Source organism: Turicibacter bilis (assembly GCF_024499055.1).
GTDB lineage: Bacteria > Bacillota_I > Bacilli_A > MOL361 > Turicibacteraceae > Turicibacter > Turicibacter bilis.
Window position 1 is genome coordinate 343,771 of record NZ_CP071249.1, and the last position, 15,024, is coordinate 358,794.

The 15,024-nt window shown below is 34.5% G+C and carries 17 protein-coding genes; 15 read left to right on the top strand and 2 right to left on the bottom strand.

The window, feature by feature from the left end:
• Positions 1–10 precede the first annotated feature (10 nt).
• Complete coding sequence (locus J0J69_RS01715; RefSeq protein WP_055306062.1) at positions 11–805, top strand: endonuclease/exonuclease/phosphatase family protein; 795 nt, start codon at positions 11–13, stop codon at positions 803–805.
• Positions 806–985: 180 nt separating this feature from the next.
• Here the strand turns inward: J0J69_RS01715 and J0J69_RS01720 are convergent, their stop codons facing one another.
• Positions 986–1,648, bottom strand: a complete 663-nt coding sequence (locus tag J0J69_RS01720) for a hypothetical protein (RefSeq protein ID WP_212724308.1) — start codon at positions 1,646–1,648, stop codon at positions 986–988.
• Positions 1,649–1,842: 194 nt separating this feature from the next.
• Here J0J69_RS01720 and J0J69_RS01725 point away from each other — a divergent pair, with 194 nt between their 5' ends.
• The 7 genes from J0J69_RS01725 (at position 1,843) to J0J69_RS01750 (ending at position 5,864) form a co-directional block, all read left to right on the top strand.
• Complete coding sequence (locus J0J69_RS01725; RefSeq protein ID WP_212725587.1) at positions 1,843–2,370, top strand: Yae1 family protein; 528 nt, start codon at positions 1,843–1,845, stop codon at positions 2,368–2,370.
• Between the two features lie 471 nt (positions 2,371–2,841).
• A complete protein-coding gene (locus tag J0J69_RS01730) occupies positions 2,842–3,036 on the top strand; it encodes a hypothetical protein (RefSeq protein WP_055276830.1) in 195 nt (64 codons plus the stop codon).
• A 74-nt stretch (positions 3,037–3,110) separates the two neighbouring features.
• Positions 3,111–3,431, top strand: a complete 321-nt coding sequence (gene tnpB / locus J0J69_RS01735) for an IS66 family insertion sequence element accessory protein TnpB (RefSeq protein WP_305888113.1) — start codon at positions 3,111–3,113, stop codon at positions 3,429–3,431.
• Between the two features lie 63 nt (positions 3,432–3,494).
• A complete protein-coding gene (gene tnpC, locus J0J69_RS01740; RefSeq protein ID WP_256637903.1) occupies positions 3,495–4,586 on the top strand; it encodes an IS66 family transposase in 1,092 nt (363 codons plus the stop codon).
• Positions 4,549–4,929 carry an IS66 family transposase gene (locus tag J0J69_RS01745; RefSeq protein WP_256637905.1) on the top strand — a complete coding sequence of 127 codons (381 nt, stop codon included), beginning with the start codon at positions 4,549–4,551 and terminating at the stop codon, positions 4,927–4,929. Before tnpC ends, J0J69_RS01745 begins: the two co-directional genes overlap by 38 nt.
• A gap of 42 nt (positions 4,930–4,971) precedes the next feature.
• Positions 4,972–5,127 carry a transposase domain-containing protein gene (locus J0J69_RS13475; RefSeq protein ID WP_082704926.1) on the top strand — a complete coding sequence of 52 codons (156 nt, stop codon included), beginning with the start codon at positions 4,972–4,974 and terminating at the stop codon, positions 5,125–5,127.
• Positions 5,128–5,498: 371 nt separating this feature from the next.
• Positions 5,499–5,864, top strand: coding sequence for a hypothetical protein (locus J0J69_RS01750; protein ID WP_212725843.1), 366 nt, complete (start codon positions 5,499–5,501; stop codon positions 5,862–5,864).
• Between the two features lie 82 nt (positions 5,865–5,946).
• On the opposite strand, the gene J0J69_RS01755 is transcribed toward J0J69_RS01750, so the two are convergent.
• On the bottom strand, positions 5,947–6,807 hold the full coding sequence (locus tag J0J69_RS01755; protein ID WP_055305855.1) for a hypothetical protein: 861 nt from the start codon (positions 6,805–6,807) through the stop codon (positions 5,947–5,949).
• A gap of 727 nt (positions 6,808–7,534) precedes the next feature.
• Between J0J69_RS01755 and J0J69_RS01760 the strand changes: the two genes are divergently transcribed.
• The 7 genes from J0J69_RS01760 to ybaK all read left to right on the top strand — a co-directional run bounded on the left by J0J69_RS01760 (position 7,535) and on the right by ybaK (position 15,024).
• The gene (locus J0J69_RS01760) at positions 7,535–9,247 is read left to right on the top strand and encodes a glycoside hydrolase family 13 protein (RefSeq protein WP_055243607.1); all 1,713 of its coding nucleotides are present in this window, start codon (positions 7,535–7,537) and stop codon (positions 9,245–9,247) included.
• 220 nt (positions 9,248–9,467) lie between these two features.
• On the top strand, positions 9,468–10,115 hold the full coding sequence (locus tag J0J69_RS01765) for a type 2 periplasmic-binding domain-containing protein (protein ID WP_055275712.1): 648 nt from the start codon (positions 9,468–9,470) through the stop codon (positions 10,113–10,115).
• Positions 10,116–10,179: 64 nt separating this feature from the next.
• A complete protein-coding gene (locus J0J69_RS01770) occupies positions 10,180–10,419 on the top strand; it encodes a hypothetical protein (RefSeq protein WP_055243611.1) in 240 nt (79 codons plus the stop codon).
• Positions 10,420–11,185: 766 nt separating this feature from the next.
• The gene (locus tag J0J69_RS01775) at positions 11,186–11,359 is read left to right on the top strand and encodes a hypothetical protein (protein WP_237252561.1); all 174 of its coding nucleotides are present in this window, start codon (positions 11,186–11,188) and stop codon (positions 11,357–11,359) included.
• Positions 11,360–11,363: 4 nt separating this feature from the next.
• The gene (locus J0J69_RS01780) at positions 11,364–11,915 is read left to right on the top strand and encodes a type II toxin-antitoxin system PemK/MazF family toxin (protein WP_055243617.1); all 552 of its coding nucleotides are present in this window, start codon (positions 11,364–11,366) and stop codon (positions 11,913–11,915) included.
• A gap of 832 nt (positions 11,916–12,747) precedes the next feature.
• Entirely contained in the window at positions 12,748–14,400 is a 1,653-nt protein-coding gene (gene aspD, locus J0J69_RS01785) for an aspartate 4-decarboxylase (protein ID WP_055305852.1), read from the top strand.
• Positions 14,401–14,541: 141 nt separating this feature from the next.
• The gene (gene ybaK / locus J0J69_RS01790) at positions 14,542–15,024 is read left to right on the top strand and encodes a Cys-tRNA(Pro) deacylase (protein ID WP_055305851.1); all 483 of its coding nucleotides are present in this window, start codon (positions 14,542–14,544) and stop codon (positions 15,022–15,024) included.

Consider the following 15,024-nt stretch of genomic DNA (forward strand, 5'->3'; position numbering starts at 1 on the left):
GAGATTATTTATGAAGTTATTAACCTTAAATTGTCATGCTTGGCAAGAAGAAAACCAAATTGAAAAAATTCAACATTTAGCACAAGTCATTAAAGAAAAACAATATGATGTCATTGCTTTACAAGAAGTCATGCAGTTAATTGACACAACGACTTCAGAGAAAGTAAAACAAGATAATTATGCAGTCGTTTTATTAAGTGAATTAATGAAGTTAGGCGTTAATGATTATAAATTTGTGTGGGATCTTGCTCATATTGGGTTTGATATTTATGAAGAAGGATTAGCCATTTTAACACGATGTGAAATTAACAATGCAAAATCTTTTTTAGTGACAAAGAGTGACGATATTAAAAACTTCCGTACTCGTCGTGTCATTGGGTTAGAAATCATGCATGAAAATCAACCCGTTACGGTATACTCATGTCATTTAGGTTGGTATCATGATGAAGAAGAGCCATTTCAAGGGCAAGTGAATGAATTAGTTGCGCAGTTAAATCCAAATCATCTCAATATCGTTATGGGAGATTTTAACAATGATGCAAATATTCGTGACGAAGGATATGACTATTTATTAAGTAAAGGTTTAATCGATACTTATAAGGTAGCGAACATAAACGATGAGGGAATGACCGTTGAAGGTAAGATCGATGGGTGGTCTGACAATAAAAAAGATTTACGTATCGATCTAGTTTTAACGAATCAACCAGTCAGAGTCAAGTCATCACATGTTATTTTTAATGGCAAAAATAAAGAAGTGGTCTCGGATCATTTTGGTGTCGAAGTGGAATTAGAATTAACTCATTAATACAAAACCCCGCTACTTTGGTAGCGGGGTTTTTATGGGGTATGGGAAAAGCTGTACTTTAGCTTCTTAGAACGATTAAAGGATTGCGGTAATTGAAAATGTTTTCTGGAGTTTATTAAATTATGAAAATAATCATTAAACGAACATAAAAAGCAACTGATAGATTTCAGTTGCTTTTTATTAGATTTCAGTTGGTTCAGCAATCTCTAGTGCTTTAACCTCTAAGTTTTGACGACGGTTATCTAATGGGTTTTTATTAATGTGATGAACACGGAACCCTGGTTGACAGTTTGTTAAATAAGTATCTAGGTAAACACGTCCCGCTTCTGTATGAGCAATGGCATAAGGTTGACCATTTGCTTTCTTCTGACAAACCCATGTATATTTTTCATTTACGACTTGATCCAGGTCTTCAGCAGAAATTAATGCTTTATTGACTAAGTTTCCATAGCGGTCCTTTAAATGAATGGCAATGACCTGATTCTCTAAAACATCATAATCGTTGATTTGACGACGATTATATATTTCTAGGTTCGATTTTCGATTATCTAATAAATCACCGTTTAAATGACGGATTGGTGCGTTAGGACTTGTTCCTAAGACGGTTGATTGTAGGGTAGGTTTAATATAACGCTTTTTACCTTTTTGAATAACTTCTGTACTGGTTTGAATGATATAGTTATTAAAGTCTTTATTCCATTGGGCATGCCACGTTCCTAATGCTTTAACTTTTTCAAGATCTTCTAAATCAAATTGAGCCGTAAAGGCTTTTCCTTTTTTGTTGAAAACTGTTAATTTAACCACATCATTATCGATTTCATATTGATTTTTATTTTGCGTCATCCTGATGATCACCTCTATTGTATATTCTTTCTAATCCATTAGGTCATTATAACAAAAGATGTTAGATATTTCTATGGTTAAACGATAAATATCAACATCATGCAAGAATATTGATAAAAGCATATGCAAAAATAAAGTTCATGAATAAATTATAGTGTAGTTGAAATTAACATGTTCAAAGGAGCTGAAGAAATATGCGTAATAGAAATAATAATAATATAAATACTACTAATTTTGACCCTGATTCAATCTTTAATTTTGATAATGACGATGATAACTGTGGATGTAGAAGACGAAATCGTCGTCATCCTGATGATCGAGAACGTGATTATCGTCCAATCATTACAAGTGGAGATGTTTTAGCAACTGGAAATGTATTTGCAACAGGGAATGTTTACCGTGTAGGTAACTCAACTAATTCTACAATTAGTAATCAGAACTTGACTTCAAATAATTCAAATACATCAAGTACATCAGGTACATCAAGTACGCGAAGTACGACTGGAACATCTATGACACGCGGTGGATGTTGCTGTCGCAGTCGCAGTGCTTATCAACAAGGTTTTAGAGATGGGTGTCGTCAAGGTTATCAACAAGGTTTTAGAGATGGGTACCGCCAAGGATCAAACAATGGATGCAGTTTTGGAAACAGTCGATTCACTGCAAATAATTCAACTACAAATACAAACATGAACAATGCTGATGATTTCTTTTTATTTTAGACATTAATTAATTCATAAAAATGAGTTATATCTAAGCTGTTGTTATGACAAGTTAGATATAACTTTTTTAATAATAGGATTTGACTAAAGTCATGTAAACTCGTTTGATGTGAATAGTTATGGTAATTCAATGATTATAAACTAAATAAGGGAAGTTATTGTTAATGATAGCGTGTTTTCTATAAGTGACTGAATCAAGCTTGTGTGCCTATGCTCCAACAGTCAGATAAGGAGGTAGCTGCATCGCAAGTTAGTGGCTATTAGATAGTGCTCATTATGAAACATTGGTCTTGTTGCTAGCGGATTTAGTTTGAGTATTTTCTAGAATTCATAGTGTCTATAGGCCAAACTATATCCATTATTTTTATAAATGAATAAGTTATACGTAAGCGGGTAATATAAACCTGTCTATTTTGACCTCCAACTTTGAGCTAAAATGAAGCTATCAAAGAAAAGGAGGTCAATTTTTTTATGAAAGAGAATCCAATCATTGTTCCCGTTCAGCTAGATCAATCGAATTTGGTTGAAGCACATCGTACTAAAACTCAAGGCTCTATCCCTTCCTGTCAGCTTAAAATGAATGGAGCTGAAGCCACTTTTTATAATGGAGTTGATAAACATATCTTACATGCCGTTTTAGCGGAGATGTCTAAACATGCTCGTTAATTTCTCGAATGTTCAAAACATATTCATTCCCTACCAGTGGAGGAGATATTTACTTCGTAAATGGTAGGTGACCCATCGTTTGTGGTCACACTGATATGCGCTGTGGCATTGATGGACTAGCAGGTATCATCACAGACAAGTATAATCTTGATTTATTTAACGATGCCCTTTTCCTATTTTGTGGACGAAAAAAAGACCGATTCAAAGCCCTTTATTGGGATAAAGACGGTTTTATCTTATTATATAAACGGATTGAGAAGGGTAACCTTCAATGGCCACGAAACCAAGAAGAAGTCAAAAATTTAACCCATCAGGAGCTTCGTTGGCTACTTGAAGGCTTATCTATTCAACAACCTAAAGCCATCAAACCAGCTCAAACAGGATGTCTGATTTAAATCATTATAAAATGGTAATAAAACCTGTATTTTCTATTTGATTTTGGGCATACTAAGCCTAACATGAATCATTTAGAAAAAGAGGTGGCACCGTTGAGTACGTTTGAATCGAAACTAATCAAAGAAAATCAGAACCTATTAAAAAAATTGGATCAACAAACTCAACGAATCACTGAACAAGATCAACAAATTAAACAATTAACTGAACAGGTTGAGTTTTTAACAAAAAAGCTTTATGGATCCTCAAGCGAGAAAACTAAAGTTGATCCAAATCAACTCTCACTTTTTGAGGATCCTCATTTAGAAAACCACCAAACAAAGATTGAACCAACAGAAGAAATCACGTATCGCCGCCGTAAGGCATCTGGTCGTAAAGCCGAGCTAACAAAAGATTTACCCGTTGAAGAAATTCACTGTGAGTTACATGGTGAAGATTGTACATGTGACCAGTGTGGTCAAAAGATGAAACCGATGGGAAAGAAACTCATTCGCGAAGAGGTCTGCTTTATCCCAGCCAAGTTATATAAAAAAGTGTACTATTCACACGCTTATAAGTGTGATTGTCATGATGACTCCTATGAAACACAGCCGATTCAATGTGCTGAAGTCCCTAAAGGACCGATCCAAAGAAGCTTAGCAGGACCTAGTGTTCTTGCCTGGATGATTCATCAAAAATACGAATTAAGTCTTCCGCTTTATCGCCAAGAAAAGGAATGGAAGACGTACGGATTACAATTAAGTCGACGCACGATGGCGAATTGGATGATAACGGTGGCGAAGGATTGGTTGCGCCCACTTTACGATTATTTCGCCAAAATCTTGGTAAAAGAAGAAGTTCTTCATGCCGATGAAACGCACTATCAAGTGTTAAATCGAATGGATGGACGTGACGCAACATCTCAAGCACGAATCTGGTTAATTCAAACAGGTAAAGAATGCGAAACACCCATCGTTTATTATCACGCAGATTTAACTCGTGCAAGAGTCGTCGCTGAACAATTACTCGATGGATTTAAAGGCTACCTGCATTGTGATGGTTATTCCGGATATAAGAACTTACCGAATATTGAATTAGGGAATGGGATGTTGGGCGCATGCCCGTCGCAAGTTCAAGGATGTGCCAGGGAAGAATGGGAAAGCAAAACAAGCCATTGACTACTGTAACCAAATTTTTAAGATTGAACGAGAACTCCAGGAATTATCGCCTGAGGAGCGTTATGAGCAACGTCAGTTACAAGTCAAGCCAGTGATCGAAGCTTTTTATGACTTTCTAGGGAGCTTCATTCCCATGAAAGGTAAGTTACAAACTGCGGTTCACTATGTTTTAAATCAAAAGAAAGAACTGATGGCATTTTTGAAAGATGGACGATTAGAAGTATCGAATAATCGTGCCGAACGTGCCATCAAAACCGTGGTGATTGGACGGAAAAATTACTTATTTTCAACAAGCTTATCAGGGGCTGAAGCCAATACGATCATTTATAGCGTCATTCCCTAGCAGTGGAGGATTAGATTATCTTCGATAATCGCCAGGTGACCCATCGAAACGGCTAAGGAACATGGCTTAAATGTCTATAAGTATTTAACTTATTTATTTGAACACCTACCAAATGTTGAGTTTTTAATGAAACCAAAGCTCTTGGAGGACTTTTTACCATGGGCAAAAAAGGTTCAAGAACATTGTAAAGGAATCTAAAAGAAAAGAGACCTCATCTGTACTTTCAGTCTACAGGTGAGGTCTCTTTTTTTCTATACATGTTATTATTACCCGCTTACAGTTATACTGTAGTTGAAATTACAACGAACAAAGGGGACAACGAAATGTATAATAATTATAATATTACAACTAAATATCTTGATTGTGATGAAAGTTTTAGTTTTGAACAAAACAACGACTGAGAATATGCTGAAGAAGACGATGATGAAAGAAAAAATGATGCTAAAGAGGCACGTCATAAAGACTCTGACAGAAAAGAACGTTGTAAAAAACAGCGAGATAAAAAAGAAGATGAGAAAGAACGAGGAAGAGGTAAAAAACCGCCTCTAAAACCTCATGAACGTCCAATCATGACAGATAAAGAAGTATTAGCAACCGGAAATGTATTAGCAACAGGGTCTGTTTATCAATTATCTGGTAATAGGGGAATGGCTGCTTCACAAGCGAGTACAAATACAGCATCGATGTATAACGCTTCTGATGAATGGATGGGAAGTTATACGTCTTCATCAACAACCTCTTCTCAATCTGCTAATCAAGAATACAGTAATCAAGGAGCTAGTAACTGTCAATGGGGTCAAAATTGCTGTTGTTGTGCTCGCCATGCTTATCAACAAGGGTTACGTGAAGGTTATCGTCGCGGATGGTGCGCTTGTCGTCGTCAAAATTGCTGCAAATGTTGCGGTAGAAACAACACGTTTGGAAATGACTTCTGATTTTAATTGATTAAAACAATGACAAAAAAGGTGTAGAATCAGCATTCTACACCTTTTTTTCAATCTATTCTTAAATCAGAAATTATTTATTTTCTAAAGCTTGTTCGATTAATGGTAAGTAAGAACCAACTTTAATTGATACACCAGAAACTGCATCAGTGTGTCCATCTTCATCAGTTAAGTTTACTTTTGATAAATCAAAGTTGTTTGCAACGATGAAGTCTTCTAATAAGTCCATTTGCTCATGCCAAGCTAATTCTCCACCCATGTCATAAGTTCCTTCTTCAGAAGCGGCACGTTTAGAAGATCCGTCTTCTTGAATCATATCGATGTTTAAGTTAACAGCTTTTCCATTATCATAAACGATTTCGATGATATTAGTTCCTTTTTCACCTTCGATTTCTGTTGTTTTCACACCAGAGAATTCAAAGTCAGTATTACCTTGTGCAACAGCATCGATCAATTCTTGTACTAATTGTACATAAGTTCCAACTTTAATTGATACTCCTGTTACTGAATCTGTATGTCCAGCATCATCAGTGATGTTGATTTTTGTTGTGTCAAAGTTATTATCTGCTAAAGCTTTTTCTAATTCTACGATTTGTGCATCCCATTGTAATGCACCTTCTTCTGTGCTCATTACGTATTCACCACTAGCAGCTAATTCTTTTTTAGATTGCCCATCCATTAATACGTCGATATCAACTGATGTAGGTTTTCCGTTTTCAAATTCCATGACGATTGAAACAACATCAGTTTTTGCTCCAGTTGGATCATATAAACGTTCGTAAGTTAATGCTCCTGTGTATCCTTCAGTTGTCTCTGAAGGAGATTCTGATTGAGTTGTTTGTGGTTGTTCTTGTTCTTGTGGTGTCTCATTTGAGCAAGCCCCTAAGAATAAGACAGCCGAAGCTAACGCGATTAAAAGTTTACCTTTTAACATGTGTTTATACCCCCTACGGTTAATTTTGTATCTCAAAGACAAGCTATATTCTAGCAATAAAGGAACAATAAAGTAAGTCCTTTTTGTGTTTTTTTTAACAAAGAACATAAAAAAAACATAAAAAATGTTGAAAATTAGCATCGAATTGGCTTTTAATGGTATAAAATTCAAAAGAATATGGATATCTTGTAAAAGTCGTGAATTTTATAGTAATGGATAATGTTTTATAGCATATGCGTCCTATTGAACTAAATATTGAATGGGGATGTACCAATGAGCTCAGTTAACACTTATCATTCAGTAATGAGAATTAAGATAAGAAAATTGAAAATAAGCCTAGCAATGACATGAAAATTTATGATTTAATTTTCGAAATGAGACGAATGTCTTATTGGTGAGATGAATTATGTGATTTAGTAAAACGTCTGATTTATTTAAAGAGACGAATCAAGTTATTGTAAGAGAGAAAATCCAAATAGTAATTAGGCATTACCTAACAGCAAGTTTAACCTTATTTATAGGATTAAATATTAATTTCTTTTATCATGTAATGAATGATTAGTTTATAACAGTGATGACGTCGTTTTTACCTTAAATAAAAAAACGGGATATTATACCAATAAAGTGATAACATGGAAACGATTACAGTTAGGAATGATTAGATAGAGTTTCAGACCTATGATAAAATGGTGCTGTAACTAAAAAAAGCTAAGAGGGGATGAAGTTAATGACAGGAGCAGAACGTAAATGGTGGAAAGAAGGCGTAGGATATCAAATCTATCCAAAAAGCTTTTGTGATAGCAATGGAGATGGAATTGGTGATTTAAAAGGGATTATTAGTAAGCTAGATTATTTGGCCTATTTAGGAATTAATATTATTTGGTTATGTCCAGTTTATCAGTCACCGATGGATGATAATGGATATGATGTCTCAGATTATTATCAAATTGCCCAAGAATTTGGAACCATCGAGGAGTTTAAACAATTATTAGAAGAAGCTAAAAAACGTGACATTAAAATTGTGATGGATTTAGTATTAAATCATACAAGTGATGAACATCCATGGTTTGTAGAGGCAAGAAAATCTGTTGATAGTCCTTATCGTGACTACTATATTTGGCAAAAAGGAAAAGTCGATGAATTTGGAAATGAAACAGAGCCAACGAACTGGGCTTCATTTTTTACACCGTCTTGCTGGGAAAAAGATGAGGCGACAAATGAATATTATATGCATATTTTTTCAAGAAAAATGCCTGATTTAAACTGGGAAAACGAAAAAATGCGTAAAGATTTATATAAAATGGTGAAATGGTGGCTTGAATTAGGAATTGATGGATTCCGCGTTGATGCGGTAGCGCATCTTGATCGCGATTTAACGTTTACTGATTCAACATTAGAAAGTGATGGCCGATATAAACCAGATTGGTCAAAATTTTCAAATCTTCCAAAGGTTCATGATTACTTAAAAGAGTTAAATCAAGAAGTGTTCTCAAATTATGATATGTTTACTGTTGGTGAAGTAGGTGGAGGAGCAAGTGTAGACGATGCTTTATTATATGCATCGACTTCATCTAATGAGTTAGATATGGTATTTACGTTTGATCACTGTTGGTTAAATAATGGGTTTAATTCGTTAAGTGAAACATGGAGTAATCAAACCGATTTAATCGAACTTAAGAAAGTATTTAAAAAATGGCAATTAGGTTTATATAATAAGGCATGGAATCCACTTTATTGGTTAAATCATGATCATCCACGTGTCATGTCACAATACGGTAGCCCGATTCATTATCATAAAGAATCTGGAAAAATGTTAGCGACAAGTTTATTTATGATGTGGGGAACGCCATTTATTTATAATGGTGAAGAAATTGGGATGACAAATGCTAATTATGAAAATTTTGAAGATTATCGTGATGTTTCAGTTCTTGAAAGTATTGACCTCTTATTGCAAGCAGGACATCCAAAAGAATTAGTTAAACGTCATATTGCCGTAACGGCACGTGATAATGCAAGAACACCAATGCAGTGGAGTAATGAAGAAAATGCCGGATTTAGTACGGCAACACCATGGATTAAAGTAAATCCGAATTATCAAACGATTAATGTTCAAGATCAAATCAATGACGAAGATTCAATTTTACAACATTACCGTAAATTAATTGAATTAAGACGTTTTAGTTCTTATAAAGATGTCATTGTTTACGGTGAGTATACACAATTAAGTGAGAACCATCCGAATGTTTATGCTTATTTAAGAACATCAAATGATCAACAATTATTAGTTGTCTCAAACTTCTTTGAGAAACCTGCGATTATTTGTTTACCTAAATTTACAGCTAAACAAATTATTTTATCAAATTACAAAGATTCATCGATGCAGTTATCTTGTTTAACTCTAAGACCATTTGAATCGATTATTTTTGAACTAGAGAAATAAATTAATTGAATCTTAGTGTCCGGCATGAAACTACTGTTGAATCAGTTTCATGCCGGATTTTTTTAGAGAAGAAATAGGGTTCATTGCCTTCGTTAGGAGGTGTTACTGAAAGTTAAACACAGGATTCAATTTCAAAAATAGAAAACGGTTGCATTTATGCTACTCAATCTCTAAATTATTTGGTAAAATAGACCCATCATAAGATAAAGGGGGAGTAGAGATGGTGAAACAAAATATTAAGTTAAAAGAGATGACCATGAAAAAACGATGCAGTTATTTTTGGGATTATTATCGATATCATGTGATTGGGGCTTGTTTAATTCTTGTATTGATGGGAACTGTTATAAGGGAGGTAGCTAACCAGTCAACTATTTTGCTAAATGTCGTGATTTCAGAAATGATCAATGAAAGGACGGATGTAACGGAGTTAGAACAGCAGTTAACTCAACTAGTTAAGTCTGAAGCAGAAGAGAACGAAACGATTCGCATTTATACTTATCCTTTTAATAATATCGAAAGTAGTTCTAGTGATTTAACCCAAGTCTATTTAGAGAAGTTTGTTGCTCAAGTGGCTATTAGTGAACTGGATGTGTTTATCTTGGAGGAGAATGATTTCTCATATTTTTACGAACAAGGACTTTTTAAACCACTGGATGAACTGTTACAAGAAGTAGAGGGAATCGATTCAAGTGATTATCTTTTAGCAGAGGATGACCATGTTTATGCCATTCGATTAGAGGGAAATAAGTTATTAGAGGCCAAAGGAATAGAGACAAAAAATAAAGTTGTGACGGTCTTGAGTAATTCGTTAAGACAAGAGGAGAGTGCGGACTTGATTTTAGCTCTTTTAAATAAATCATTCAAATAGCTATTGTCTTAGCTATTTTCCATTGATAAAATTAAACTAAGCTAGATGAATAAAGGAGAACGTTGTGAAAGTCGCTATTCAACTAATGATTTTGATGGCTTGTTTTATAATCGTGCTAAAACAGTACCGAAGACAGCCTCAGATGTATTTGTTAGTCACATTAATAACTTTAGGTTTATTAGGTTTAACTAAAAGTATGCTACCTTGGATTGAAACGAAAGGGTTACGCTATGGGTGTGTGATTATTGCATTGATTGGTTGTGTATGGAGTTATTATCTGATTCAAAAACAAGAAAAAAAATAAAAAAAAGACCTTAAGACCTTGCAGAAGTGGCCAGGGATGATGAGGTCTTTTTTTGTTTGAGTGGAATGAGACAAAGGAAAAGTCAAATTTTTTTCTATTTCATATAGTATCGTGGGGGAAGGGTTCACCCCCGTACCGTTCTATGGATAGATAGCTAAATCACAGATATTGCTTCTGGCTTTTATTTGTCTCACTTGACGTAGTAAACTTAACTAGAAGAATAAAATTCATCAATCCCTCAGGAGATGAGTTGAAATGAAACAACTATTAGATTAGTTAAAGTGGCGTGTCAGAAATTATGGATTTTAGCTAAGTTTATTTTCATTAATTCCACTGATGGTTCAAGTATGTGGAATCGAGTTAATTCCCAATTATGATCTATTCGGTCACATTATTTTAAGAATTTTAGTCTTATATGGAAATCATTTGAAATAAAAAGTTGAGGATCTTTTATTAGAGTCTAAATCTACTAATGAAGATTCTAATAAGTATTTAAAACAGGAATAAAAGATGTGGTAACGTCAAAAAAGACGTTACCCCTTTTGTTAACCATATGAGGAAGAGTTTTTAGTCGCTTCTTTTTTCATGAATAAAGTTGTTAAATCTACGATTCATCGGGCGATTACATATATTTCAAACCTAAAGACGAATAAGATACAGTAGAGCAAGGATTGTAGTTGTTTTAAAGTAGGATAAGAACTTAGGAAATCTCTAATTCGAGGTGAAGAAAATGGTTAATCGAGGCAAAGATGGGTGGAATAAAGGTATGTTACAAAGAGAAACAAAGTCTTCCTCAAGTACGCGTAACCACAAAAAAACACCTCTTCAACAATTTGACGTCGCGGCTTTCTTTGAAGAAAATTTATTCGATATCATTGACTTAGAAGAAAATCGTTCAGGTGTTAAAGAGTTTGAAGATGCTGTGAAGAAAGAAGAATAATCGAATGGATTTACCCCGACTTGTTCAAAGTAAAGATATCCATCGAGGGAAAATCTTCTATGTCGCATTACCGTATACGCAGGGAAGACCGTTTCGGTTTGTCGAGAAAGATGGACAGCATGAAGACTTATATCGAATCATCGAACGACCAGATGGATTTGAAGGAGTCTCAGAACCTGAAACCGGAAAACGTCGTTCAGAAAGTCTTGAAGTGGTGACAGGAATTAAGTTACGCCCATGCATTATTATTCAAAAAGATCAGTATAACCATAATGAAAAGTATCCATTTGTCGTCGTTCTACCGATCGCGACATTAACGAAAGAACATAAGCAGCGCCCTATTTTTAAACGACTCATTGAACATAATGATTTGGATCAGTTCTACTATCTTGGAAATGACTGTTACATTACCGTGAATGATCCAAAGCGTGTTTATAAAAATACGTTATTTTATGTAGAGGGGCGATTAAAAATTGAAGAAAGCGACATTGATATGGATGAATTAATGATGCGCTTTGCTGAGTGCTTAGCTGTCAAAAAAATACGTTCAGAATAAGTAAAGGATACGTAAGGAGGAATGAGCTCACATTCCTCTTTTTATTTTTCGCTCTGTTAGACCATGTTATTGAGGTTTTAAAACGTTGATAGCGTTGCCTTTTAAAGAAAATTAAAATTTCTATTGGATTAGACAAATAGACGTTATCTTATATCGGAATGGTTTCATTTATCAAAGTTTTATTTTTAGAGGAAGGATGAAATGAGATGTTAGAAGTCCTTTTAATAAAGGTTGAGAAGGCGAGCTATTATCCTATTTTTTATCATAGAAATGGTGGCCCTTTTCTTATGAGCATATTAAAAAGATGGAACGATTTAGTGATTTATTTGGTGGTAGTTCATGGGGGGGTGCAATAATCATGCTAGTCTAAGGTGTCATATTGTACAAAATAAGAGGATAGGTTATAGTTAGTATCTTAGGATCTATGCCCCAAAAGGTGATGACTATAATCGGTTCAAAATGAATGAGGTGATGGCGGTAGATTGATCTCATGTCATTCAGTTAGATTAAACGAGAATAAAATATCGAATATTATGTTAAAGCTATTTGTTTTCAATCAAGAGTATGGTAAATTAGTTATGCTAGATGAAGCTTTTAATCGTAGATTGGTTAGATGACCAGATTGAATTTGGTATTAATTATATATTGATTCAAAGAATGAGTTGATTTCTCTCATCACAAGAGGATTAATATCAGTGATTCTTTGATGGGGAATAACATCTAACATAGCTTTTGTTTTTAAATCAGAAGCTATTTATATCTAGCAATATCCGGCCTTTATTAGAAAGTGTGGAAGGATAGGTAGTTGATAATAGAAGGGTATCGAACAAGTATGACAACAAAGAGAAATTTAAGAAGAAATGACATTAAACAATTAATTGAAAAAGTAAAAACATTAAGTCCATTTGAATTAAAAGATGAATTTATTAAAATGGCACAAAAATCAAAACAGGTGAGTAATCATCAGATTTTAAATGCAGGACGTGGAAATCCCAATTGGACGGCGGCTACACCACGCCAAGCCTTTTTTACCTTAGGTCAGTTTGCTGTTGAAGAAACGCAGTTAACATGGTGTGAGGGGGATTTGGCGGGAATGCCACAGCAAGAAGGAGCCTATGAGCGCTTTTTAGCCTATGTTCAAACGCATAAAGAAGCCCCAGGTATTGATTTATTGCGTGCCATTGTGGAATATGGAATTGAAGAACATCAGTTTAATCCAGATGCTTGGGTCTTTGAATTAGTGGATGGAATCATTGGTGATAATTATCCAGTTCCTGATCGAATGCTGATTAAAATTGAACAAGTGGTTAAAGATTATTTAATAAAAGAAATGGGTGGAGATGTTAAAACGTCGACGCATGATTTATTTGCTGTTGAAGGTGGAACAGCGGCGATGTGCTGTATTTTTGATTCACTAAAAGCCAATTATCTTTTAAAACCAAAAGATAAAATTGCGTTATTTGTGCCTATTTTTACTCCATATGTTGAAATTGCAAATTTACCATCCAATGAGTTCGAGATTGTTATGATTCATGCATCTGAGGTAAATGAAGATGGGATACCAACGTGGCAATATCCAAAAGAGGAATTAGATAAATTAAAAGATACAAGTATTAAATTAGCTTGTGTGGTCAATCCAAGTAATCCACCAGCAGTTGCGATGAGTGAAGCATCAATGGCTTATTTAAATGAAATTGTCACAACCTATCATCCTAATTTAATGATTATTACAGATGATGTATATGGGACATTCTGTGATGGGTTTAAATCATTAATGGTAACGATGCCATACAATACATTAGGTGTCTACTCTTATTCTAAATATTTTGGGGTGACAGGATGGCGCTTAGGTGTCATTGCGTTAGCTAAAGAGAATGTTTATAACGACTTGATGGCAAAGTTACCAGCCGAAGAAAAACAAATCTTACACCACCGTTATGAAGCTTTAACAACAACACCTCATGCCATTCCGTTTATTGATCGCATTGTGGCAGATAGTCGTCAGGTTGCTTTAAATCACACTGCTGGATTATCGACGCCACAACAAGTACAGATGGCCATTTTCTCAGTCTTTGCGATTCTTGATGAAGAAAATCGTTATAAAGAACAAACAAAAGCTATTTGTCGTCGTCGTGAGCAATTAGTTTACAATGAGTTAAAAGGTTATCCGTATCTTGAGAACCAATTGAATACGGCTTATTACAATAAATATGATTTATTAGTTTGGGCAAAATTAAAATACGGGGCATCATTCGCCACTTATTTAGAAAATGAACGAAGTGTTTTAGAATTTTTATTTGATCTTTCACATCGCTATGGCATTGTTCTTTTAAATGGAAGTGGATTTGAAGGTCCAGCGTGGTCTATTCGTGTATCATTAGCTAACTTAAACGAGCAAGATTATCAACAAATTGGTCAAGCCATTAATGAACTATTTGATGAATATGCTAAAGATTGGCGTCTACATCAAAAAGCGTTTGCGTAGTTTTTAAACTGATAAATGAATCAAAACCTCCCTCATCTAGCGTAGATGTGGGAGGTTTTTACATAAATCTAAGGGAAAGGTATGATAAACTAAGAAAATCATTGTATAATAAATTTATCGAATAATCAGGAGGTTAACATGATGTCAAAAGTTAAAACAAATGCCATACGCATACTAGATAAACATAAAATTAGTTATGAACTCATGACGTATGAAGCGGGGGAGGCTATTGATGGGGTTTCAGTTGCAAATAAAATAGGACGTGATCCAGAAGAAGTTTTTAAAACGCTGGTGACACGAGGAAATAGTAAAGAGATTTATGTTTTTGTCATCCCAGTCGCTAAAGAATTAGATTTAAAAAAAGCAGCTAAAGTGGTGAAAGAGAAAAAAATTGAGATGATTGCAGTCAGTGAGATTAATAAATTAACTGGATATATTCGAGGTGGGTGCTCACCAGTTGGAATGAAGAAAAATTATCAAACGATCATTCATGAAAGTGCAAAAGACCTTTCTTCATTTATTGTGAGTGGAGGAAAGATTGGATTACAGATGGAACTCAATCCACAAGATTTATCAAAGGTTATTTCAGTCGTGTTTGATTCAGTTGTTGTGGAGGAATCATAG

Coding starts and splice junctions, on each gene's coding strand:
- J0J69_RS01715 (WP_055306062.1), top strand. CDS start 11: ATGAAGTTATTAACCTTAAATTGTCATGCTTGGCAAGAAGAAAACCAA.
- J0J69_RS01720 (WP_212724308.1), bottom strand. CDS start 1,648: ATGACGCAAAATAAAAATCAATATGAAATCGATAATGATGTGGTTAAA.
- J0J69_RS01725 (WP_212725587.1), top strand. CDS start 1,843: ATGCGTAATAGAAATAATAATAATATAAATACTACTAATTTTGACCCT.
- J0J69_RS01730 (WP_055276830.1), top strand. CDS start 2,842: ATGAAAGAGAATCCAATCATTGTTCCCGTTCAGCTAGATCAATCGAAT.
- tnpC (WP_256637903.1), top strand. CDS start 3,495: ATGAATCATTTAGAAAAAGAGGTGGCACCGTTGAGTACGTTTGAATCG.
- J0J69_RS01750 (WP_212725843.1), top strand. CDS start 5,499: ATGACAGATAAAGAAGTATTAGCAACCGGAAATGTATTAGCAACAGGG.
- J0J69_RS01755 (WP_055305855.1), bottom strand. CDS start 6,807: ATGTTAAAAGGTAAACTTTTAATCGCGTTAGCTTCGGCTGTCTTATTC.
- J0J69_RS01760 (WP_055243607.1), top strand. CDS start 7,535: ATGACAGGAGCAGAACGTAAATGGTGGAAAGAAGGCGTAGGATATCAA.
- J0J69_RS01765 (WP_055275712.1), top strand. CDS start 9,468: ATGGTGAAACAAAATATTAAGTTAAAAGAGATGACCATGAAAAAACGA.
- J0J69_RS01775 (WP_237252561.1), top strand. CDS start 11,186: ATGTTACAAAGAGAAACAAAGTCTTCCTCAAGTACGCGTAACCACAAA.
- J0J69_RS01780 (WP_055243617.1), top strand. CDS start 11,364: ATGGATTTACCCCGACTTGTTCAAAGTAAAGATATCCATCGAGGGAAA.
- aspD (WP_055305852.1), top strand. CDS start 12,748: ATGACAACAAAGAGAAATTTAAGAAGAAATGACATTAAACAATTAATT.
- ybaK (WP_055305851.1), top strand. CDS start 14,542: ATGTCAAAAGTTAAAACAAATGCCATACGCATACTAGATAAACATAAA.